At 70.9% G+C, this 19,672-nt stretch carries 17 protein-coding genes and 1 pseudogene; 7 read left to right on the forward strand and 11 right to left on the reverse strand.

Annotation, left to right across the window (positions count from 1 at the left end; genetic code table 11):
* The 3 genes and pseudogenes from ABD327_RS12740 to ABD327_RS12750 all read right to left on the reverse strand — a co-directional run.
* A pseudogene (locus ABD327_RS12740) lies at window positions 1–309 on the reverse strand (hypothetical protein); the annotation flags it as partial.
* The gene (locus ABD327_RS12745) at window positions 306–1,070 is read right to left on the reverse strand and encodes a bestrophin-like domain (RefSeq protein WP_344450536.1); all 765 of its coding nucleotides are present in this window, start codon (window positions 1,068–1,070) and stop codon (window positions 306–308) included. The pseudogene ABD327_RS12740 and the gene ABD327_RS12745, both read right to left, overlap by 4 nt.
* Before the next feature lie 101 nt (window positions 1,071–1,171).
* Window positions 1,172–2,494: a M50 family metallopeptidase gene (locus tag ABD327_RS12750; protein ID WP_344450537.1), complete on the reverse strand. Its 1,323-nt coding sequence runs from the start codon at window positions 2,492–2,494 to the stop codon at window positions 1,172–1,174.
* A gap of 229 nt (window positions 2,495–2,723) precedes the next feature.
* On the opposite strand from ABD327_RS12750, the gene cds1 reads away from it, so the two are divergent.
* Both cds1 and ABD327_RS12760 read left to right on the forward strand, forming a co-directional pair.
* Window positions 2,724–3,866 (forward strand): L-cysteine desulfhydrase Cds1, encoded by a 1,143-nt coding sequence (gene cds1, locus ABD327_RS12755; RefSeq protein ID WP_344450538.1) that lies wholly within the window; start codon window positions 2,724–2,726, stop codon window positions 3,864–3,866.
* A gap of 50 nt (window positions 3,867–3,916) precedes the next feature.
* The gene (locus ABD327_RS12760) at window positions 3,917–5,206 is read left to right on the forward strand and encodes a M50 family metallopeptidase (protein ID WP_344450539.1); all 1,290 of its coding nucleotides are present in this window, start codon (window positions 3,917–3,919) and stop codon (window positions 5,204–5,206) included.
* On the opposite strand, the gene ABD327_RS12765 is transcribed toward ABD327_RS12760, so the two are convergent.
* On the reverse strand, window positions 5,203–6,714 hold the full coding sequence (locus ABD327_RS12765; RefSeq protein ID WP_344450540.1) for an ATP-dependent DNA ligase: 1,512 nt from the start codon (window positions 6,712–6,714) through the stop codon (window positions 5,203–5,205). The two genes, ABD327_RS12760 and ABD327_RS12765, sit on opposite strands and share 4 nt — an antisense overlap.
* A gap of 58 nt (window positions 6,715–6,772) precedes the next feature.
* On the opposite strand from ABD327_RS12765, the gene ABD327_RS12770 reads away from it, so the two are divergent.
* Entirely contained in the window at window positions 6,773–7,594 is an 822-nt protein-coding gene (locus ABD327_RS12770) for a hypothetical protein (protein WP_344450541.1), read from the forward strand.
* Window positions 7,595–7,931: 337 nt separating this feature from the next.
* Here ABD327_RS12770 and ABD327_RS12775 read toward each other — a convergent pair whose 3' ends face one another.
* Genes ABD327_RS12775 through ABD327_RS12785 form a run of 3 tightly spaced genes read right to left on the reverse strand, consistent with a single transcriptional unit; the run spans window position 7,932 to window position 12,171 of the window.
* Window positions 7,932–9,116: a PQQ-dependent sugar dehydrogenase gene (locus ABD327_RS12775; protein WP_344450542.1), complete on the reverse strand. Its 1,185-nt coding sequence runs from the start codon at window positions 9,114–9,116 to the stop codon at window positions 7,932–7,934.
* 17 nt (window positions 9,117–9,133) lie between these two features.
* Window positions 9,134–10,585 carry a VCBS repeat-containing protein gene (locus tag ABD327_RS12780; RefSeq protein WP_344450543.1) on the reverse strand — a complete coding sequence of 484 codons (1,452 nt, stop codon included), beginning with the start codon at window positions 10,583–10,585 and terminating at the stop codon, window positions 9,134–9,136.
* Window positions 10,582–12,171: a serine/threonine-protein kinase gene (locus tag ABD327_RS12785; RefSeq protein ID WP_344450544.1), complete on the reverse strand. Its 1,590-nt coding sequence runs from the start codon at window positions 12,169–12,171 to the stop codon at window positions 10,582–10,584. The genes ABD327_RS12780 and ABD327_RS12785 overlap by 4 nt, the downstream gene beginning before the upstream one ends.
* Window positions 12,172–12,241: 70 nt before the next feature.
* Between ABD327_RS12785 and ABD327_RS12790 the strand changes: the two genes are divergently transcribed.
* A complete protein-coding gene (locus ABD327_RS12790) occupies window positions 12,242–12,862 on the forward strand; it encodes a 4'-phosphopantetheinyl transferase family protein (RefSeq protein ID WP_344450545.1) in 621 nt (206 codons plus the stop codon).
* Window positions 12,863–12,887: 25 nt separating this feature from the next.
* On the opposite strand, the gene ABD327_RS12795 is transcribed toward ABD327_RS12790, so the two are convergent.
* From ABD327_RS12795 to ABD327_RS12805, 3 genes are read right to left on the reverse strand one after another with little or no spacing between them, the layout of a single operon-like run.
* Complete coding sequence (locus ABD327_RS12795; protein WP_344450546.1) at window positions 12,888–13,733, reverse strand: SDR family NAD(P)-dependent oxidoreductase; 846 nt, start codon at window positions 13,731–13,733, stop codon at window positions 12,888–12,890.
* Window positions 13,730–14,836, reverse strand: coding sequence for a ferritin-like domain-containing protein (locus tag ABD327_RS12800; protein WP_344450547.1), 1,107 nt, complete (start codon window positions 14,834–14,836; stop codon window positions 13,730–13,732). Before ABD327_RS12800 ends, ABD327_RS12795 begins: the two co-directional genes overlap by 4 nt.
* Window positions 14,837–14,871: 35 nt before the next feature.
* Entirely contained in the window at window positions 14,872–15,510 is a 639-nt protein-coding gene (locus tag ABD327_RS12805; protein ID WP_344450548.1) for a TetR/AcrR family transcriptional regulator, read from the reverse strand.
* 85 nt (window positions 15,511–15,595) lie between these two features.
* Here ABD327_RS12805 and ABD327_RS12810 point away from each other — a divergent pair, with 85 nt between their 5' ends.
* Genes ABD327_RS12810 through ABD327_RS12820 form a run of 3 tightly spaced genes read left to right on the forward strand, consistent with a single transcriptional unit; the run spans window position 15,596 to window position 18,676 of the window.
* On the forward strand, window positions 15,596–17,029 hold the full coding sequence (locus ABD327_RS12810; protein ID WP_344450549.1) for a flavin-containing monooxygenase: 1,434 nt from the start codon (window positions 15,596–15,598) through the stop codon (window positions 17,027–17,029).
* Window positions 17,030–17,063: 34 nt separating this feature from the next.
* Complete coding sequence (locus tag ABD327_RS12815) at window positions 17,064–17,759, forward strand: dienelactone hydrolase family protein (protein WP_344450550.1); 696 nt, start codon at window positions 17,064–17,066, stop codon at window positions 17,757–17,759.
* Window positions 17,756–18,676: an MBL fold metallo-hydrolase gene (locus ABD327_RS12820; RefSeq protein ID WP_344450551.1), complete on the forward strand. Its 921-nt coding sequence runs from the start codon at window positions 17,756–17,758 to the stop codon at window positions 18,674–18,676. The genes ABD327_RS12815 and ABD327_RS12820 overlap by 4 nt, the downstream gene beginning before the upstream one ends.
* Here ABD327_RS12820 and ABD327_RS12825 read toward each other — a convergent pair.
* Window positions 18,673–19,626: an alpha/beta hydrolase family protein gene (locus ABD327_RS12825; RefSeq protein ID WP_344450552.1), complete on the reverse strand. Its 954-nt coding sequence runs from the start codon at window positions 19,624–19,626 to the stop codon at window positions 18,673–18,675. The two genes, ABD327_RS12820 and ABD327_RS12825, sit on opposite strands and share 4 nt — an antisense overlap.
* Window positions 19,627–19,672 lie beyond the last annotated feature (46 nt).

A 19,672-nucleotide genomic window follows, 5' to 3' on the forward strand; every position in this document is an offset into this window, starting at 1 on the left:
GGGAGCGGGAGGCTCAGGCGCGGGAGGCGCCGGTTCGGGTGCGGGAGGCGGCGGAGGCGGCTCGGGTGCGGGAGGCGGGGGTTCGGGTGTGGGAGGCGGCGGGGGCGGAGGGGGTGCGGGCTGCTGGGGAGGGGGCTTGCACTGACCGGGCCCGATCACGAGGCTGACGTCCAGCTCGATGAGCACCAGGTCGGCGCCTACGCAGACCACCACGCCCACTCCCGGCCCGGGGTCGGCCGAGGCGGAGGGCCCGGAGGCCGTCAGCGCGCACAGCACACCGCCCAGCGCGGCACAGCGCTTGATCATCATGGGATCTGCTGGAACTCCCGCTCGGCGCTCTCGAACGCCGAGGAGTCGACGCCGAGCGGTCCGGTGAAGGTGTGGTTGATGGCGAAGGCCAGGTAGACCCCGAAGGCGAGGCTTCCGGCCAGCAGCAGGTAGGTGAACCGGACCGGGCCCCTGGGGCGGGCCCCGCTCAGCAGCGGGAAGGCCAGCACCAGCCCCGCGGTGAGGACGGTCAGCACCAGCACCCCGGTCGGCAGGCTGGCCTGCGCGTCCACGGCCCGCTGTCTGCGGGCGGCGTAGACCTGCTCCAGCTGGGCCTCGACCGCGGCCAGCGCCTCTTTTTCGGTCTTGTCCTTCGGATCGAGCGCGCCGAGCTCGGCGCGCAGGGCGTTCAGCCGGGCCCAGCCCGCCTCGGCGAGCTCGCCCCGGGCCAGCAGCCGCCATTCCCGCCCGGCGACGAAGGCGGTGTACTCCCGCAGCGCCTCCCGGGTGGCCAGGGAGCTCTCCGAGGGCAGGTCGCCGGCGTTCCAGTAGGCCTCGGTCAGCGCCTGGGCCTCGGCGTAGGTGTTCTGGCGGGCGGAGTCGGCCACCGTCCAGGGCACGATGATCGCGATGGCGAACACCAGGAGGAAGAGCGCCGAGAACATGGCGCCCGAGTGGGAGGCCGTCGGCCCGTCCGGTTCGCCGTCGGCGTGGGCGCCCGGCCTTCTGGGCCTGTCGGCCTCATCGGATTCGTGAGGCTTGTCGTCGGGGTGGTCGCGGCGGCGCGGGGGACGCGGGAGCATCAGGCCTCCGGGGGATGGCTACGTTATGTAGCCACCCTAGACCGGAGAGTTCCACCCATGTGCCGAAAGTAACCAGACAGTCTCTCTGAGGTGAACCCGGCTCAGGTGAACCTGACGGGGTTGATGAGGTCCGCGTAGACCAGCAGCGCCCCCATGACGAGCAGGATGATGCTCATCGCGTAGGTGAGGGGCAGCAGCTTGGCCACGTCCACGTAGCCGGGGTCGGGCCGGCGCAGGAGCCGCGCGACGCCGCGCTTGAGGCCCTCCCACAGGGCGCCTGCGATGTGGCCGCCGTCCAGCGGCAGCAGCGGGATCAGGTTGAACATGCCGACCGCGAAGTTGATGGAGGCCAGCAGCGCCACGAACCAGGAGAGCTTCGCGATCCCCGGGTTCTCCGAGGCCAGGATCTCGCCGCCCAGGCGGCTGGCGCCGACCACGCCGATCGGCCCCTCGGGGTCGCGCTCCTCGCCGCTGAAGGCGGCGTGCCAGACGCCGACCATCTTCTGCGGGAGATGGGTGAACGCCTCCAGGGTCCGGGTGGTCATCTCGCCCATCTGGGCGGCGACGTCGCCGGGCCCGCCCTGCACGCGGTCGACCAGCGGGCTGATGCCCAGGAACCCGACCGTGACCACCTTGTCGGAGTCCTTCAGGTCCTGCATCTGGTTGGCGGTGACGTCCAGGCTGACCGGGATCTGCCTGCCGTCCCGCTCGACCACGGCGGGGACCGTCTTGTTCGCCGACTTCCGGATGAGCTGCTGGAGCTGCGGGTAGTCCTCGATCCGCTGCCCGCCGAAGGAGATGAAGGTGTCACCCGGCTGCAGCCCGGCCTTGGCGGCGGGCGTGGAGCGCGCGGTCTCCTCGGCCGTGCACTCGCGGAGGCTGCCGTCGGCCAGGTAGGCCTCCTTGGCCGCGATGGTGCACTTGGAGACGGTGGAGATCGTCGGGGTGGACTGCATGGTGCCCAGACCCATGATCAGCACGGCGAAGAACACCACGGCCAGCAGCAGGTTGGCGGCGGGTCCGGCGAACATGACGAGCAGCTTCTGCCACCACTTCTTGGCGTAGAAGACGCGGTCCGCGTCCCCCGGCCCGACCTCCTCGAGCGCGCCCTCCCGGGCGGAGTCGATGAGCATCTGGAAGCGGCCGGTGGAGGAGCTGCGGATCATCCCCTCGGGGTCGCTCTTGCGCGGCGGCAGCATGCCGATCATCCGGATGTAGCCGCCGAGGGGGATCCACTTGATCCCGTACTCGGTCTCCCCGCGGCGCCAGGACTTCATGGTGGGGCCGAACCCCACCATGTACTGGGTGGTGCGGACGCCGAAGAGCTTGGCGAACGACAGGTGCCCCAGTTCGTGAAAGGCGATCGAACCCATCAGCAGCACGAAGAACAGCAGCGCGCCACCGAGCACGATCAGTGTTTCCATGTGTCAACGACCCCAGTCCGCCCCTGTGGATGGCTGTTTCCACCCGTTACCCGGTGCCAGACTAAGCGATGCGGACGATTCCGGCTCATGCTCGCGCGGATCGTACCGTCCCGTGATCGGCTCCGGAACCGGGTTCCGCCTGGGCCGGCGGACGTCTGAACCCCACTGGGTGCTGGTTTAACGCCATTTGCCAGGACATAGCCTGAGCTCGACTGAAGGGGGAGGTGCCATGGATTCCCTGGACCGATGCGAACCGGCCGGCCGCGCCTGGATCGCCGAGGCGATCCGCAAGGTCGAGGCCGACAGCAACCGGAGCGCGGACACGCACCTGCACGTGTTCCCGCTGCCCCGGGAGTGGGGGATCGACCTCTACCTGAAGGACGAGTCGGTCCACCCGACCGGCTCGCTCAAGCACCGGCTCGCCCGCTCCCTCTTCCTCTACGCGCTCTCCAGCGGCTGGATCACCGAGGGCGCCACGGTCATCGAGGCCTCCAGCGGCTCGACCGCGGTGAGCGAGGCCTACTTCGCCCGCCTCCTGGGGCTGCCGTTCGTCGCGGTCATGCCCAGGACCACCAGCCCCGAGAAGATCGCGCTGATCGAGTTCCAGGGCGGGCGCTGCCACTTCGTGGACGACCCGTCGCTGATCTACGCCGAGGCGGCCCGGCTCGCCGAGCAGACCGGCGGCCACTACCTGGACCAGTTCACCTACGCCGAACGCGCCACCGACTGGCGGGCCAACAACAACATCGCCGCCTCGATCTTCGAGCAGCTCGCGCTGGAACCGCACCCCGAGCCGTCCTGGATCGTGGTCAGCGCGGGCACCGGGGGCACCGCCGCGACCATCGGCCGGTACGTGCGCTACCGCAGGCACCAGACGCGGCTGGCGGTCGTCGACCCCGAGGGCTCGGCGTTCTACGACTCCTGGGTGAGCGGAGACCCGTCGCTGACGGCCCCCGGCTCCCGGATCGAGGGCATCGGGCGCCCCCGCGTGGAGCCGTCCTTCCTGCCCGCCGTCATCGACCGCATGTACCGGGTGCCCGACGCGGCCACGATCGCCTGCATGCGCTGGACGTCCGAGGTGACCGGCCGCAGTGTCGGCGGCTCCACCGGCACCAACGTGTGGGGCGCCCTGCAGATCATCAAGGAGATGCGGGAACGGGGCGAGACGGGCAGCGTCGTCACGCTGATCTGCGACGGCGGAGAGCGCTACACCCACACCTACCTCTCCGACGACTGGGTGGCCGGGCAGGGCCTGGACCCGGCCCCCCACCTCGCCGAGCTGCGGGCCCTGCTGGACCGGCCCGCGTCAACTTCCGCCCCCGGTACGCCCAAGACCGACGTCCGGCCGCTTGGCGCGCGGCCCCACGGGTAGGCCCGTGCCCGTCCCGTCCGCCGAGGCGGCCGGGACGGGGAGGGGGCGGCGTGCTCGCGCTGGGTGTGGTGCTGTTCTTCCTGCTGCTCATGGCCTCGATCGCACTCCACGAGCTGGGGCACCTGCTGCTGGCCAAGCGGTTCGGGGTGCGCTGCCCGCAGTACATGGTCGGGTTCGGGCCGACGATCAGGTCGTGGCGGCGAGGGGAGACCGAGTACGGGATCAAGTGGATCCCCTTCGGCGGCTACGTGCGGATGATCGGCATGCTGCCGCCGCGCCCCCAGGACCCCGAGGGGAGGCTGCGGCGCTCCTCTACGGGGAGGTTCGGGCAACTGGTCGACTCGGCCCGCAAGGAGGCGCTGGAGGAGGTCGGGCCCGAGGACGGCGACCGCGTCTTCTACGCCAAGAAGTGGTGGCAGAAGGCGCTGATCTCCTTCGCGGGGCCGTTGATGAACTTCTTCCTGGCGTTCGTGCTGCTGGGGATCGCGCTCATGGGTTTCGGCGTCAAGGAGCCGACCATGACGGTCTCGGCGGTCGCCAAGTGCGTCGTCCCAGCCGCGCAGGCGGCCCGGGAATGCCGCCCGGGCGACCCGCCCACACCCGCCGCGCAGGCGGGACTGCGGCCGGGAGACGAGATCGTCTCCTTCGACGGCGTGCCGGTCACCCGGTATGAGAGGTTCCAGCGGCTGGTGCGCGACTCCGCGGGGCGCCAGGTGCGGCTGGAGGTCCGCCGCGACGGCCGGGAGCTGGTGCTCACCCCCACCCTGATCGCCAACCGCGTCGCCACGCTGAACGGACGTTCCGGGACGGTCACCGCCGGTTTTCTGGGCATCGTCCCCCTCCAGGAGTACGTCAGGCAGGGCCCGTTCGACGTGCTGGCTCTCATGGGCGACATGACCGTCCGGACCCTGGAGGCGTTCGCGACCCTGCCGCAGAAGATGGCAGGGGTCTGGGACGCCTCCTTCCGCGGCGCGGAACGGGCGCCGGACAGCCCCGTCGGGGTCGTCGGCGCGAGCCGGATCGGCGGCGAGGTGCTGGCCGCCGACGTACGGGCCGTCGACAAGGTCGTCCTGTTCCTGCTGGTGCTGGGCTCGCTGAACTTCGGCCTCGCCGCCTTCAACCTGATCCCGCTGCTGCCGCTGGACGGCGGCAACATCGCGGGCTCCCTGTGGGAGGGCGTCAAGCGCACCTTCGCCCGGCTGGCGGGCCGGCCCGTCCCCGGCCCGGTGGACGTGGCCAAGGCGCTGCCGCTCACCTACGTGGTGGGGGCGCTGCTGCTGGTCATGGGACTGCTCATCGCCTACGCCGACCTGGTCAACCCGATCCGGCTGAGCGGCTAGCCGGGCTCGAATCCGGCGAGCGCGCGCACGGTGTCGATGGTGTCGGCCTCCTCCGCCGTCTTGTCGGAGCGGTAGCGCAGCACCCGGGCGAACCGCAGCGCCAGGCCGCCCGGGTAGCGGGGACTGCGCTGGAGGCCGTCGAAGGCGACCTCCACCACCTGGACGGGCCGGACGGTGACGGTCCAGCCGTCGTCGGCGGTCTTCAGCTCGGTGAAGCGCTCGGTCTGCCACCGCAGCACGCGGTCGGTCAGGCCCTTGAACGTCTTGCCGAGCATGACGAACCCGCCGGTGCGCGGGTCGCGGGCGCCGAGGTGGAGGTTGGACAGCCACTCCCGGCGGCGGCCGCTGCCGCGCTCGACGGCGAGCACCACCAGATCGAGGGTGTGGCGGGGTTTGACCTTGATCCAGCCCGCGCCCCTGCGGCCCGCCGTGTAGGGGGAGTCCAGGGACTTCAGCAGCACCCCCTCGTGGCCTCGGGCGAGCGCGTCCGCGAGGAACGCCTCGGCCTCGCCGAGGTCGGAGGTGACGATCCTGGGCATGCGCAGCGGCTCGGGCAGGGCCCGCGCCAGCGCCTCGTTCCGGACGGCTCCGGGCTCGTCCAGGAGGTCCGCGCCGTCGAGGTGCAGGACGTCGAAGGCGAACAGCGACAATCCGCCGCCCGCGCCGGAGCGGGTGGCCGTGCGGGCGGAGGTGACCTGGAAGGGGTGGGGCCGCCCGTCCTCGCGCAGCGCGATCAGCTCGCCGTCCAGGATCGCCGACCGCAGGCCCAGGCCGCGAACGGTCTCGACCACCTCGGGCACCCGGGAGGTGATCTCCTCCAGGGTGCGGGTGAAGACCCGGACCTCCTCGCCCTCCACGTGCAGCTGGGCGCGGATCCCGTCCATCTTCCACTCGACCGCCGTCTCGCCCTTCAGGGCCTCCTCCAGGGAGGGGGAGGAGACCGCGAGCATCGGCCGGACCGGCCGCCCGACCCTCGGCGCGAACCGGGAGAGCGCCTCGGCCCCGCCCGACAGCGCGGCGACGGCGACGGCGGAGAGCGAGCCGCTCAGCATGGCGGCCCTGCGGACGAGGGCGAGCGGCACCCCGGCGGCCTTGGCGACCGACTCCGCCATCACCCCTTCGAGCGCGCCCTGGCGGAGGTCTCCGGCGAGCAGACGGATGAGGAACTCCTGTTCCGGCGCGGTCGCCTCGGCCAGCAGGGCGCGCAGCAGGCGTCGTTTTCCGGCCACGGATCCGGGCCCGGAGACCGCGCCGATCTCCCCGAAGACGGCGTCGATGCGGCCGACGCCGAGGGCGGGCGACGCGGCCGCGGGCGGCCGCTCCCCCAGGGCCGCCGGCCCGATGCCGATCTGGCGTTGCGGCAGCTCACCGGCGAGGTAGTGCACCACCAGGGCAGCCTCACCGGGCCCGGCGCCGCGCAGGAGGGCGGCGATGAGATCGGCCTTCTCCCTCCGCGAGGAAGTGCCCGCGACGGCCTGCCAGGCGGCCACGAGATCGGCTAGCAACATGGTGCCATCATCGTTCGGGGTACTGACAAACCACCGTGCGGGTCCGTACTTTCGAGGCGTGCGCGCTGATTTCGACCGGGTTTATTCGCCTCCGGAACCGCCGGAGGAGAGCCGCTGGCGGCCGCGCGGCTGGCAGGTGGCGCTCGTCTCCTTCCTCCTGGCCGCGGGGGCCGTGTTCTTCGTGGCTCCTCTGCTCTTCTCCGGCTCTCCTGAGGAGGGGGCGATGCCGACCCTGACCTCGGAGCAGGAGGACACCTCGGCCGATCCGCCGGATCGGGCCGATCCGGGCACGGAGGAGGGTGAGGAGGGCACGGGCGAGCCGAGCGAGACGGCCGGGCCCGAGCCGACGGCCTCCTCGCCGGCGGCGGTGGACCCCGGCGGTGGGCCGCTGACGGAACTGCCGAAGAAGGTGTGCGAGAGCGTGCCGGAGAAGGTCTTCCTCAGATGGGTGCCCAAGGGCGAGGTCGAGGAGTACGGCGGTTCCCGCGCGGGTTCCTGCGGTTATACCGGAGGCGGCGGAGACGATTTCCATTATCTGAGGCTGGAGACGCGGCTGGGGGAGCCGACCGGCGATCTCGATCCGATCAGCACCGCCCAATGGTCGTTCTCCCAGGACTACCAGCAGCAGAAAGAAGACAAGATCACCAGGACCCTGCTTCTCGAAAGGATTCCCGGTCTGGGCGAGGAGGCCTTCAGGCGGGTGTACGCCGATGTCGGGGAACCGCGTATGACGACGGCCCGGGTCGAGGTGCGGGTGCGCAATGTGATCGTCACCGTCAGCTACAGCCGGACCTATGGGAAGAAGCCCCAGGAAGAGCAGAAGGCCTGCCTCGACGGGGCGCTGGAAGTGGCCGAAGAGGCGCTGCGCGCTTACTCCTGACTGCCGGTTCCGATGTGGTTACTTATTGGTAGAGAAACGATCGTCCCGGTTGGCGGTTTTACAGGTATTATCAAAGCTCTCTCCCGCGATATTGCCTGGTAATCCATGAGTTATGGATAGTGGCCACGCAATGCACGGGTTTGGTTACGCAAGATGCTGGTTAGTACGTGATGACCAGTACGTAAGAGGAGGCGAAGGGCATGGCCGTCGATGAGGCCGGGGTGTCCTGGGTTTAGGCACAGGGGGCGACGGGCGAATTTCGGCGGTGGTCGGTGATTTATCACCGGCCACCGCCGTTTCGGGTACGGGAATGTTCAGACCGGTTCCATCCGAATGTTCAGGCCGGTTCCATCCGGTAGATCTGCCCGTTCAGGCTGAGCACGTAAAGCTCGCCTGAGCCGTCCTGGCCGAATGCCGACACGTTGCTCAGGTCCTTCAACAGCGTGCGGTGGTCCTGGGCCTTTCCGCCCTCCCGCTTGAAGGACTTCACCCAGCCCGCGCAGAAGTCGGCGTAGACGTAGTTCCCTTTCAGCCCCGTCAGCTTCTCGCCCCGGTACACGTAGCCGCCGATGACCGAGCATTCGTTGTCCTGATGCAGTTCGTACTCGTGGACGGGGACGACTCCCGTCCGCTCTCCGGAGCGGAACTCGTGGCTGCCCTCGCGCAGCGGCCAGCCGTAGTTCTCCCCGCCCTTGGACGAGGCCGGCTGGAAGTCGACCTCCTCCCAGTCGTCCTGGCCGACGTCACCGATCCACAGGTCTCCGGTCTCCTTGTCGAAGGAGAACCGCCACGGGTTGCGCAGCCCGTACGCCCAGATCTCGGGCTTCGCTCCGGCCTTGTCGGCGAACGGGTTGTCGGCGGGGACCTCGTAGGGCCTGCCGCCGCGCGGGTCGATCCGCAGGATCTTGCCGAGCAGGCTGCCCAGGTTCTGGCCGTTGCCGTCCGGGTCGCCCGCCCCGCCGCCGTCCCCGAGGCTGATGTACAGGTGGCCGTCGGGGCCGAAGGCCAGCTGGCCGCCGTTGTGGTTGGTCCGCGGGTGCGGCTGCTCCAGCAGGACCCTGCGGCCGTCCTGCTTCACCGAGCCGTCCTCGCGAACGGGGTATTCGACGACGGTGATGGTGCCGTCCCCGGCGGTGTAGTCGAGGTAGAGGTACTCGCCGTCGGGGGAGAAGGCCAGGCCGAGCAGGCCCCGTTCGCCGCCGACGGCGATGCCGCCGGCGACCTGGGCGAGGTCCAGCACCGGTTCGGGGACGAGCTTCCCGTCGCGGATCGCGCGCACCCGGCCGGGCTGCTCGATCACGTACAGGGCGGAGTCGCCCTCGCGGACGGCCATCCCCGTGGGCTGCTCGACCTCGGCGAGCTCGGTCAGCTTCACCTTGCCGGGCGCGGCCCGCTGCGGGCCGGTGGATTTGCTCGCGGAGGCCTCGGGGGAGGGGCTCTCGGTCACGCTCTCGTCTCCGGCGCAGCCGGCGAGCAGGGCGCCCGCCGTGACCGCCGAGACGAACCAGAAGGATCTGTGCATACTCCGATCATCGGTGCTCAACCGGGTGCGCCCGCCAGCGCCCCGCCGAAATCGGCCTCGTCATTCTCTGATTCGGGGACGATCCGGACGGGGTCGCCGTCCCGGAACGGGCGGACGATCAGCGATCCGCACGGCGCGTCCCGGCCCTCCGGGACGCCGATCACCAGCGCGCCGGTGATGAACGAGACGGACCAGCCGAAGTGCTGGTAGGGCTCGGGATCGCCGGGGACGTCGGAGTTGAGCGCGTCGATGAGCAGGGCCTCGCCGGGCCGGGCCAGCGGCACCAGGTGGGCCCAGCCGCTCTCCGGCGTGCTCCCCGTGCCGGGGCCGTCGTGGGGCACCCCGACCGCGAGGTGGACGCCGCCGCCCGTCACGTCGTTCCCCGCGAGCGCGAGGGACCAGCCGTACCGGTCGCCCGCCTCGATGTAGGGCTTCTCGTCGCGGTTCTGCTGGACGATCTTCGGCGAGCCGAGCCCTCCGCCGGTGGAGGTGAGCACGACGACGGTGCCGGCGAGTTCCTTCCCGTCGACGGTGTGGCCGGGAGCGCCGACGGCGACGTAGGAGGTCTCGCCCTCCCGGAGGTGGGCCAGGCTCCAGCCGATGTTCCCGCCCGGAGTGGGGGCGCCGATCCCGAGGTTCTTGTAGTGCCAGTGCTCGCCCTTGGACACGCGGTCCGTGAACACGTCCTCGACCACGCTGAAGGAGCCGACGTCGGTTCCCTGCCCGTCGACGTCCTCGCCGGGCTCGCTGACGACTAGGTCGTGCCGGTCGGCGTCGCCCCGGATCCTGCCGAGCGCCACCGCCCAGCCGAACAGGTCGCCGGCCTCCGAGACCCCCTCGGCCCGGTCGTCGTCCTGGTCGATGACGCCCCGCGCTGTGGCCGCGGCCCCGCCGTCGAGGGAGAACAGGTGCACCGCGCCCGCGGACGGTTTGCTCCCGACCTCTTCGTAGGGGGCGCCGACCGCGATGGTGACGCCGTCGGGGCCGGTCCCGGCCGCGGTGGCCACCGACCAGCCGAAGGTGCGGGTGGCGCGCGAGGGCTTGAGCACCGCCCCCGGCCTGAGTCCTTCGGGCGAGCCGAGGAACAGGCGGACGCTGCCCGTGCCCTCGTCGGCCCAGGGGGAGCCGACGACCAGGTCGAGGCAGCCGTCGCCGTTGAGGTGCCCGGTCGTGACCGAGTAACCGAAACCGGCTCCCGGCTGGGGTTCTCCGGCCAGGGGGACGAGCTCGCCCCGGCCCGGGCGGTCCCCGCCGTAGAGGACGGTCACCTGCCCGGCGGCGACGGCGTCCCCGATGGTGGCCTTGGCGTCGCCGACGGCGAAGTCGTCACGTCCGTCCCCGTTGAAGTCCGCCCGCGACGCCTGCTTGCAGGAGGCGGCGCCGGCCGGGCCCGTCGGGACCAGGAACGCGGCGGCGAGCAGCGCGCAGCCGCCCAGGATCCCGGCGCCGACCGGCTTCCACTTCTTCACAGTCTCACCTCGACGCCGGTGGAGCCGTCGGCGCCGTGGAGCTTCACGGAGACCGGGTCGGCGTTGTCGGGAATCTCGAACAGCAGCTCTCCGGCGATCCGGCCGCCCGGCGGCACCGAGGGCGCGGTGTTGAGGAAGCCGTCGGTGATCTCGGTGGTCGTGATCGTGCTCTCTTCGGTCACCAGAACCTGGTTCCTGCGGAAGATCCGTTCGCTGCCGTCCTCGAACGAGAGGTTGCGGACGGTCAGCGGCACCAGGCACAGCTCGGTGTCGTTCCCGGCGGTCACGCCCCGGTAGGACCCGCCTCCGCAGCGGGGAACGCCGACGGTGAACTCCACGCCCGCGTCGGTGACGCCGCGGTTCACGTCGGTGGCTTCGTCGAGGTCGATCGCCTTGAAACCGGCCTTGTCCAAGGGGTTGACGGCCTTCGGGGTCTCGACGCCGCCGGAGTCCCGGCCGAGGTCGTCGAGGTCGAACAGGAAGACCAGCGCGGTCGCGACCAGCAGGGTGCCCAGCACCCCCGAGAGCGCGAGGACCGTGCGGCGGCCCTTCGGGCCCGCGCCCGGGACGGGCGGCCGCGTCGGCTGGACCTCCGGAAAGGGCGGGCCGGGGTACGGCGGCCGCGTCTGCTCCCGGGGCCCCGGGGGAAGCGTGGGCAGGGGTTCCGGCGGCAGGGTCACCGGGTCGGGCCCGGGCGGGGGCGCCTGCCAGTTCTGCGCGACCACCCGGGTGGCCTGGTCGTCGAGGCTCTGCGGGGAGCCGCCGGTCAGCGCCAGCAGCAGCCGCTGCGCGGTGGGCCGCCGCAGCGGGTCCTTGTCCAGGGCGGCGGCGACCAGCCCGAGCAGCGGTTCGGGCACCCCGTCGAGCTCCGGTTCGCCGTGCAGCATCCGGGATGCCATCGCGATCGGCTCGCCGCCGCCGAACGGGTGCCGTCCGCGGGCGGCGAAGGCGACGAGGCAGCCCCAGGTGTAGATGTCCACGGCGGTGGTGGCGCGGTCGGCCAGGAGCTGCTCGGGCGCGATCCAGCCGGGACTGCCGATGAGCTGCCCGGTGCGGGTGACGCCGGTGGCGGCGTCCTCGGCGCGGGCGATGCCGAAGTCGATGACCCGGGGTCCCGAGACCGACAGGATCACGTTGGACGGCTTGAGGTCGCGGTGCACGAGCCCCGCCCCGTGGATGGCGTTCAGCGCCATGGCGACGCCGACCGCGAAGCCCTGCAGGGTGCCGGCCGACAGGGGGCCGCGCTCCAGCACCTGGGCGAGCAGCGTCGGGCCCTCGATGTACTCGGTGACGAGGTACGGCCGGTCCTCGTGTAGCCCGTGGTCGAGCACCGCCGCGGTGCAGAACGAGGCGACGCGCTCGGCGGACCGGACCTCCCGCTCGAAGCGGGCCCGGAACCCCGGGTCCACGCCCAGCTCGTCGCGGATCATCTTGACCGCGACGGGCGCCCCGCCGGGGCCGCGCCCCAGGTAGACGGCGCCCATTCCGCCCGCGCCGAGCCTGCCGACGATCGTGTACGCCCCTACGGCTGTCGGGTCGGAGGCCGTCAGCGGCTCCGTCTTGCCCGGCGGCGGATCGTTGTGCAAACCGGACTCCTAGATATCAGTCCCCGATGCGCCGAAGTTCGGCATCACGCTATCCCGTATTTTGATGGTCATGGGTGTTCCAGAGTTCGGAAACGATGTCCGTTGGGGGCGTATCCGCTCCGCTGACGCCTCGGTGCTCGATCTGCTGGACGGAACGGAGCTGACCCGGCGGGAGCGTTACGTCCGGGATGACGACCGCAGGCGCTTCACCCTGGGGGTGAACCTCAGCAAGCGGGAGGTGGCCCGGCGCACGGGCCTGCCGCCGGAGCGGATCTCCCTGGACCGGACCTGCCCGGACTGCGGAGCCCCGCACGGGCGTCCCCTCTACCCCGGCCTCCACCTGTCGGTCAGCCACTCGGGCGACCTGGTCGGGGTGGCCGTCGCGGAGGTCCCGGTCGGGCTGGACGTGGAGGAGCGGGGGCGGCCGATGGGCGAGCTGGACTCCCACGTGCGTTCGGCCGGGGAGCCGCCCGGCGACCTGCACGTCTACTGGACGCGCAAGGAGGCGCTGCTCAAGGCGACGGGGGACGGCCTGCGGGTGCCGATGACCGACCTGACCGTCTCGGCGGCCGACGCGCCCGCCGCGCTGCTGGACTGGCGCGGCAGGCCGGAGCTGCCGGGCCGGATCAGGCTCCGCGACCTGGAGCCCGACCCGGCCTACGCGGCGGCGATCGCGCTGATCCTGCCCTGACGCCGGGAGGTTCCGGTCGGCCCGTTCAGAACGGGGCGGGCACGCGGGCGACGAGCCGTCCCAGCGAGGGCGACACCCGGGACACCAGGTGGGACAGGTGGCCCTCCAGGTTGATGGAGACCACCGCCTCGTCGCGTTCGATCGCCTTGATGATGCGGGCGGCGACCTTCTCCGGCGGATAGTGGCGCATCCGGAGCCCGGCCTCGCTCCACTTCCTGACCTTGGCGGCCTTCTCCGCGGAGACCCCGGAGGCGACCCGGGCGTTCTTCGCGATGTTCGTGCCGCTGAAGCCGGGGCAGATACAGCTCACCTTGATGCCGTCCCGGGCCAGGTCCGCGCGCATGCACTCGCTGAGCATCCGCACCGCGGCCTTGGTGGCGCAGTAGGAGGACAGGGAGCGGACCGGCTGGTAGGAGGCGGCCGAGGCGATGTTGACGATGTGCCCGGACCTCCGGGCCCTGGGCAGGGACCGGTTGCGCTCGGCCATCCGCCGGCCGAAGCTCCGCGAGCCGTTGACCACACCCACCAGGTTCACCCCGATGATCTCGTCCCAGTCTTCGGCGCCGGTCTCCAGGAACGGTCCCATCACCGCGATGCCCGCGTTGTTGATGACGAGGTCGGGGACGCCGTGCGCCTCCTCGACCGCGGCGGCGAACTCCTCCATGGCGGCGGCGTCGGCGACGTCCACCCATCGGGCGGATCCCTTGCCGCCCAGCTCCCCGGCCCGGGCGGCGGTCCGCTCGGCGCCCTCGAGGTCGATGTCGGCGGCGATGACGTGCATCCCGCGTTCGGCCAGGGCCAGTGACGTCACCCGGCCGAATCCGCTCGCGGCCCCGGTGACCACGGCGGTCCCGCCTCGGAATTCCTTCACGGACGTGCTCCTTCGATGACGGCGTGCACTTCTGCCTTGCGCTCGGCCTCCTCGGCGGCGAACCGCTCGGCGTCGAGGGAGTCCGCCGCCTCCTCGTCCCGGCGCATCAGCGCGTCGAGGTCCTGGCGCGACATGTCGAGCACCCCCATCCGGTCGTAGGCGTCCTGGACCCGCTCGCTCCACAGCCCGATGTCCTTCACGCAGGGGACGATCCGGCTGAAGAGGAAGCTCTGGTACATGTTGAAGAACTTCCCGTCCTCCAGGACCTTGGTCATGGTCTTGACCGGAAGGCCGAAGTTCTCCCACACCTCGTACTGGCGGATGCGGTCGCGCATGAGGTGGCAGCCTTCGATGACGAAGTCCTCGCGCTCCCGCAGCTCCGGCGCGGAGAGCTGCCTGTAGTGGTCGCGCAGGGCCATGCGCCCGAAGGCGACGTGGCGGGCCTCGTCCTGCATCACGTACGTGAGGATCTGCTTGGGGAGCGGCATCCGGGTGATGTCGCGGGCGACGCCGAACGCGGCGAGGGCCAGCCCCTCGATGAGCACCTGCATGCCCAGGTACGGCATGTCCCACCGGCCGTCGCTCAGCGTCTCCTTCAGCAGGGACTGCAGCTGGTCGTTGATCGGGTAGACCAGTCCCAGTTTGGTGTGCAGGAACCGCGAGAACGTCTCGACGTGCCGGGCCTCGTCCATCGTCTGGGTGGCGGAGTAGAACTTGGCGTCGAGGTCGGGAGCCGCCTCCACGATGCGGGCGGCGCAGATCATCGCGCCCTGCTCGCCGTGCAGGAACTGGGAGAACTGCCAGGACGCCTGGTGCAGCCGCAGCTCCCGCCGGCCGCTCTCACCGAGTCTGTCCCAGTACTCCGTGCCGTAGAGGGGACTGGCGTGGTCGGGGGTGCCGAAGGCGTTGTAGGGGTCGACCTCGATCGACCAGTCGATGCGCTTGTCGGCGTCCCACTGCTTGTCCTTGCCCTTCTGGTAGAGGTCCAGCAGCCGGGCGCGCCCTTCGTCGTACTCCCAGGTGAACCGGGCGTCCCCGGCCATGGGGATCTCCCAGCGTTCGTCCGTCTCGACCGGACGGCTGTACAGGTCGCGGGTCGGCACCGAGTCCTCCTCGGGGGTCGGGGGTCGGGGGCGGGTCAGGGGCCGGAAGGGCCCCCTTCCGGGTGGAGTGTTCCGCTCAGTCCACCCCAGCAGAAGTCCAGGGTGTACCGGGTGGCCTGTTCCGGGGTGACGTCGGTGCGGCGGACGCACCACAGCGAGATGCGCTCGCACGCGCCGATGATGATCTCGGTGTAGGCCTCGACCTGGAGCGGCTCCAGATGCGGGGCCCAGGCGGCCAGGACCGGGGCGATGAGGTCGTGCTGCTGGCGGCGCACGCCCTCGACGGCCTCGATGGTGGCGTCGGGCAGCGCCATGGGCTCGTGCATGAGCAGGGCGAACGACCGGCTGTGCTCGCTGGTGAAGGAGTAGTAGGCGACCAGGCCGCGGCTGAGGACGTCCAGCGGGTCGCCTCCCCCCGCCATCGCCTCGCTGGTGACCCGGTGCAGTTCGGCGCGGGCCCGGGCCAGGCAGCCCAGCAGCAGCCCGTCCTTGGAGCCGAAGTACTCGTACAGCATCGGTTTGGAGACGCCGCAGCGCTCGGCGATCTCCTCCATGGAGGTGGCGCGGTAGCCCCGCTCGGCGAAGACCTCCTCGGCCACGTCGAGCATCTGGCTCTCCCGCTCGGCGCGGGACATGCGCTTGCGGCGAACTGGGGCCTGGGTGTTCGGCGTCACAAAGCAGTACTCTACCATCGGTAACTTACTCGGGGTAACTTACTCGCGGTAACATACGGCGGGGCACCAAGAGGAGAGCGGGTTCATGAGCCAGATCGTCATCATCGGAGCGGGCTTCGCCGGCCTGTGCATGGGCATTCAGCTCCGCAAGGCCGGATACGACGACTTCGTGATCCTGGAGAAGGACGAGGACCTCGGCGGCACCTGGTGGGAGAACACCTACCCGGGCTGCGCCTGCGACGTGCCGTCCCCGATGTACTCCTACTCCTTCGAGCTCAACCCGGACTGGTCGCGCCTGTTCGCCCCGCAGCCGGAGATCCAGCACTACCTCGCGCACTGCGCCGAGAAGTACGGCATCACCGGGCACATCCGCTTCGGCGTGGAGGTCGACACCCTCGAGTACGACGAGCAGGCCCTGCGCTGGACCGTCACCACCACCGAAGGCGAGGAGCTGAAGCCCCGCGCCGTCGTCTCCGGGGTCGGCGCCCTGCACGTGCCGAGCTACCCCGAGATCCCCGGCATGGAGGCGTTCGAGGGCAGGGTCTTCCACTCGGCCCGCTGGGACCACTCCTACGACCTGCGCGGCAAGCGGGTCGCGGTGATCGGCACCGGCGCCTCGGCGATCCAGTTCGTGCCCGAGGTCGCCAAGGAGGCCTCCCGCCTCACCGTCTTCCAGCGCACCCCGAACTGGATCCAGGCCAAGCCCGACATCGAGATGCCCGCGGCCTTCAAGCTCCCCGGCGTGCCGCGCGTCGTCCGCGACGCCGTCTACTGGGTGCTGGAGGCCAGGGCCGTCGGCTTCGCGGTGGACCCCCGGCTGTCCGGCCTGCAGAAGTGGATGGCCATGCGCCAGATCAAGAAGCAGGTCAAGGACCCGGAGCTGCGCGCCAAGGTCACGCCCGACTACACCATCGGCTGCAAGCGCATCCTGCTCTCCAACGACTGGTACCCGGCGCTGACCCGCGACAACGTCGACCTCGTCACCGACGGAGTGGCCGAGATCCGCCCGAACTCCGTCGTGACGACCGAGGGCGAGGAGGTCGAGGCCGATGCGATCATCTACGGCACCGGCTTCAAGGTCGTGGACGCCATGGACCACTGGAAGATCACCGGCCGCGGCGGCCAGAAGATCCAGGAGGCCTGGGCGGACGGCATCGTCGCCCACCACGGCACCACCCTGCCGGGCTTCCCGAACCTCTTCCTGCTGCTGGGGCCCAACACCGGTCTGGGCCACAACTCGGTCGTGTTCATGATCGAGGTGCAGGTCGCGCACATCCTCAGCTGCCTGCGGATGCTGTCGGAGAACAAGGCCACCACGATCGAGCCCAGGGCCGAGGCGATGCTCGCCTACAACGAGCGCCTCCAGAAGCGGTTGCGCAAGGCCGTGTGGAACGAGGGCGGCTGCAGCTCCTGGTACCTGGACGCCGAAGGCGTCAACCGCACCCTGTGGCCCGGATTCACCTTCGAGTTCTGGGCGGGCAGCCGCAAGGCCAAGCCGGAGGAGTACATTCTCGGCTAACCGTCGCCGAGCCCGGCCGTCTCCAGGAGCGTTCATGCACGAAGGCCATGTGTCGGTACCGTCCGGGGAAGGACCCTTCCCCGGAGTGGTGGTCCTGCAGGACGCCTTCGGGCTGAGCGCGGAGATGCGCCGGGTCTGCGACCATCTGGCGTCGCAGGGCTATCTGGCCTACATCCCCTCGCTCTACCAGCGCGGCGACCCCCGGTGCGTCCAGCAGGTCTTCCGGGGGCTGCTGCACGACGACGGGCCGGTCTACGAGCGGATCAAGCAGGCGCGCGACACGCTGGCGGCCCGTCCGGACTGCACCGGACGGGTCGGGGTCGTCGGCTTCTGCATGGGAGGCAGGTTCGCCCTCGTGGCCGGCGGGCGCGGCATGTTCGACGCCGCCTCGGTCAACTACGGACTGATCCAGACGGGCAAGGGCGGGAAGAAGAAGGTCGCCGACCTCCTCACCGACCCGTGCCCGGTCGTGGCGAGCTTCGGCGGGAAGGACAAGCTCATTCCCGCCCGGGACATCGAGGAGTACCGGGAGGCGCTGGAGGGCAAGGCCGTTCCCGTCGACCTCAAGGTCTACCCCGAGGCGTCGCACTCGTTCTTCCAGAGCTACGGCGGACTGCGGGGCTTCTACATGAAGGTCTCGGGCATGACCCACGACCCGGAGGTCTCGGCCGACGCCTGGGGCCGGATCTTCGCCTTCTTCGAAGAGCACCTGGCCGCGGAGGCGCGGTGAACCCGCTGATCCCCGTCCGCCACCTGATCAAGACGCTGGGCTACTACACCGACCGCCGCGCCCGGGACGGGGCCGACCGGGAGACCGCCGCGCGCCTGGAATGGGCGGGGGAGGGGCTCCCGCCCGGTCTGGAGGTCTCCTGGCTGGGCACCGCCGGGTTCGCCCTGTCGTACGAGGGCTTCGACCTGCTCATCGACCCCTACGTCACCCGGATGCCGCTGAGGGAGATGCTCTCCCGCCAGGTGGTGCGGCCCTCCGACGCCGCGCTGGACGCCTGGATCCACCATGCGGACGCGGTCCTCGTCGGGCACACGCACTTCGACCACGCGCTGGACGTCCCCGAGATCGCCCGCCGGACGGGCGCGACGGTCTACGGCTCGGCGTCGATGCACCACCTCATGGGCCTGCACGGCCTGATCGACCGCTCCGTCGACGCCGAGCCGTACCGCGTCTACGAAGAAGGCCCCTTCCGCTTCTCGCTCATCCCCAGCCTCCACTCGAAGATCACGCTGGGGATGAAGGTGCCGATGGGCGGCGAGCTGACGTGCGAGCACCTGGACGGCCTCTTTCCCCGCGCCTACCGGTGCGGGCAGACGTGGGCCTTCCACATCGAGGTCGCCGGGATCACCCTCTACCACCAGGGCTCGGCCGAGATGATCGACGAGGCGGTGCGCCACCGCGACGTCGACGTGTTCCTGTGCGGCATCGCCGGACGCCAGTTCTCCGACCGGTACGTGCGGCGGGCCCTGACGGCGCTGTCCCCGAAGTGGGTCGTCCCCACCCACTACGACGACTTCTTCCGGCCGCTGGAGGCCCCCCAGGGGTTCGCCCCGGACGTCGACCTCACCGGATTCGTCCAGGAGGTCGCCCGGGTGTCCGGGGAGTTCCAGGTGCGGACGCCCCGTCTCGGCGGTTAACGCCGCGACTTGCTCTGCACCCGCCCCAGCGGACGGGGCTCCTTCTCCAGCGCGGAGCACGCCGCGAGCCAGCTCGAGTCCTCGGGGCGGAGGGCGCTGCGCAGGAACGCCCAGGTGAGCCGCTGGATCAGGGCGACTCGTTCGGGACTCTCGTCGGTCGTCTCCGCGACCTCGTATCCGGGGATCCCGCCGAGCGAGTGCTCCGCGCCGAACAGGGTCAGCAGGCTCTTGTCCCCCGGGCTCAGGAAGTACGGGTCGGTGAACCAGTCCGGCCCCCGAACGGACAGCATGGACTGGTCCCGGTCCCCCGCGACCACGAGAGCCGGCGTGCTCATGCCGTCGAAGGACGGGTTCATGAAGGGGAGGTGCTCGACCGCGAACGGGGACAGGTCGTCTCCGCCCCGGCCGGGCAAGGCGAACAGCACACCCGCCGTGACCCGCGGGTCGGACATGTCCTCTCCCGGCACGCCCTCGGAATCGAGGACCCGCGCGCCCAGCAGCATGCTCGCCGTCTGGGCTCCCCAGGAGTGCCCGGCCACGGCGACCCGGTTCCGGTCGAGGCGCCCGGCGAGGCCCGGCACGGAGGCTTCCAGGAGGTCGATCCGGTCGAGGACGTGCTTCAGGTCCTCGACCCGCGAACGCCAGATCAGCGGTGTGCGGGGGTCGTCGGCGGGGAGGCCGAGCGTCCTCGAGTCGAGATGGGTGGGCTGCAGGACCACGAAGCCGTGAGCGGCCCAGAAGTCCGCCAGCGGGGCGTAGCCGTCCATCGACCAGCCGTGGCCGTGCGAGAAGACGATGACGGGCAGGTCGCGCCCGGTCGCGGGCGCGGACACCCGGACCTGAAGGTCCTCGCCGCGGTCCGGAGCGGACAGGACGACCGGTTTCACGGAGACGACCGGAACGGGCGTGCTCGTGATCGGCTGGACGGTCGCCGTACTCGATTCAGACATGGGTCCTCCATTGAGGGTGAGGCGCGGCTGGTCATCGGGTTCCCGC

Origin of the sequence: Actinocorallia aurantiaca (assembly GCF_039533685.1) — a bacterium.
Classification (GTDB): domain Bacteria; phylum Actinomycetota; class Actinomycetes; order Streptosporangiales; family Streptosporangiaceae; genus Actinocorallia; species Actinocorallia aurantiaca.